This window comes from Psychrobacter sp. AOP5-GZ1-6 (assembly GCF_052376345.1).
Classification (GTDB): domain Bacteria; phylum Pseudomonadota; class Gammaproteobacteria; order Pseudomonadales; family Moraxellaceae; genus Psychrobacter.
Genome location: NZ_JBQSVP010000224.1, coordinates 1 through 2,149, shown reverse-complemented (window position 1 = coordinate 2,149; position 2,149 = coordinate 1). Strand labels below are relative to the sequence as shown.

Annotated in this window: 3 protein-coding genes; 1 reads left to right on the top strand and 2 read right to left on the bottom strand. The window is 35.9% G+C overall.

Annotated elements, in window-relative coordinates; all coding sequences use genetic code 11:
* On the top strand, positions 1 to 228 hold a 228-nt coding region (locus ACT3RN_RS15255; RefSeq protein WP_444518792.1), incomplete at its 5' end, for a chlorhexidine efflux transporter.
* A gap of 442 nt (positions 229 to 670) precedes the next feature.
* Here ACT3RN_RS15255 and ACT3RN_RS15250 read toward each other — a convergent pair.
* A complete protein-coding gene (locus ACT3RN_RS15250) occupies positions 671 to 1,600 on the bottom strand; it encodes a hypothetical protein (RefSeq protein WP_192992104.1) in 930 nt (309 codons plus the stop codon).
* The coding region (locus tag ACT3RN_RS15245) for a peptidoglycan recognition protein family protein (protein ID WP_444518791.1) at positions 1,578 to 2,149 on the bottom strand (572 nt) is incomplete at its 5' end. The genes ACT3RN_RS15250 and ACT3RN_RS15245, both read right to left, overlap by 23 nt.

Sequence of the window (2,149 nt, the reverse complement as noted above, 5' to 3'; positions counted from 1 at the left end):
AAGTTTGGGAAACTCTCGATACGCAGTACCCATGCTGTTGGTTTTGAAGGTGGGTTGGTGTTGATTTGCTTGCCACTGTATATGGTCTGGTACGATGTTGGTTTGATCCAAGCCTTTAAGATGGAAGTAGCGTTATTGCTATTTTTCTTGGTTTATACTTTTACCTTTACCTTGATCTTTGACAAGGTATTTGCATTACCGTATCAGCATGAGTCCGCTGCTTCTTAGGGCGCGCTGAATACAGCCAAAGGCTACCATATTGGTAGCCTTTTTTGATGGCATTACTACAGACTATCTAGTTAAAAAAGCCTATCTGTCAAATCAAATAGCCTGTTGCATCGGGTTTTGACATTATGGTTTATCCTTCAACTTCCGTATCTAATGCTTCACTAAGACCAGAAAAAGCGTGTACATTGAGGAATACGTTGATGTATAACCAAGACTATGGAACGGATTTCGAAGTCACCGGCAATAATACTAAATCTATTGAGCTAGACTACAGCCAGATTATGATTTCGAAGAATTTAGTTTGTAAGAGGCAAGGACAGATGTGTTTTGACTTTTACCCTCAGGCTGCTTAATTGAAATCTTCGGAGTTTAATTATATGGATTTGACGGCAGGGGTCAGATAGTACCTAAAGCTTAAGCAACTTCATACCTTTTTTGGGCTTTAAAAAATAAAAGGGCAGTCAATGGGATCTTCATTAGCTAAGAAAGCCATTTGATAGTTGTAGGTATCATTGACGCAAATTTTTGCTTCATGGACAGTGTCAAATTGTTCTGCTGTCATAATAATAGAGGTAGTAAAGTCTATTACTTGCTGCGGAGACTTCAGATCTCTTGTCAAGTCACTAGCAATGAAGCTGATCAAGGCAACATTGTCTTCAATCTTTACTTGAAAGCTATCATTACCAAAGTTACTAGTTTTAAACCCCAAGCTTTTCTCTTCTGGTGTTAAACCGTTCAAGTATTCTTGAATGCCGTTTTTTAGTGGCGATGCTTTATCTACATATCTAATAACATAGCTTGAATCGTCTAAATTTGGATTTTCAAAGTAAACTTTTACAGCTAGTTTGTCTCTGAGTGGTTGCTTGTTAATTTTATTAAGATAGTGCTTATAGTTTTCTGCATACGTTTCATCACTGAAAGTACTAGATAGACTAGTAAAGGTTGGCTCACTATCCGTTTTTTCTTCGTCTATAAAAGGAAATGGAAAATATTGATCACATTCTTTTTGGTAGCACCCAAAACTGTATTTGGAGCCATCACTGCATTCAGCATAACCATAAGCTCCAGCATTTAAAGTAATGTTACAAATGTTACTATCTACTTCAATATCATCAAATTTCATTTCGCAGGTTGTAATAGAGTTCATAACATAAATGTTTCGCTGCGACTCTTTCTTGACTAATAAGATCAGATGTTTAAAATCATCTATAGATAGTGACCATGAAATACCTTCTTCAGGTACGTCATTTTTAATTGTAGTATCTGCATCAACGCATAAAGTTTGATAAACCTCTGCTTCCTCTTGGCAAGCAGATAGACATAAAGTGATTAATAATATACCTATAGTCTTATAAATATTCTTTAATAGCATTGTATACTGTCCTCCCTTCACCTTCGGTTTTAGCTGCGACATCTTCATGTACTGCTATATCAGATTGAGTCAACCCATAATGAATAAGCAGATACTTAGTGAGGCAAGCAACGCCTTGAGTTTGTTTTACAGTAAGTTTTTGCCAACTATGCACTTTATTACCATTTGGAGGTCCAACTGTTGGTTTTCCGTTCTTATCGACGGGCATACCTACAACTTCAATTCCTACTGAATAGGAGTTTGCATTACCAGCGTGTATAGTAAGTTTATTCAAGTTAGCTGTTTGATAAATTTTACCATCTTTGTCTACAACAAAATGTGTACCATATGGTTTTGACCCCCTATTAAAAGAATTAAATGTTGCCTGAGCAGAACTATTGACAGTTCGATGCAAAATTATTTTTTTAATTTTCTGAGTATAATTTCTTCTTTCAAGCTTAGGAGTATGATTTTTTATTATACGAGAATGATTTAGAAAACCAGCTTGTATTGGTAGTCTCTCTGTTCTATTGCAAAAACAACCTGATATATTTGAAGGGCAGTCACTAC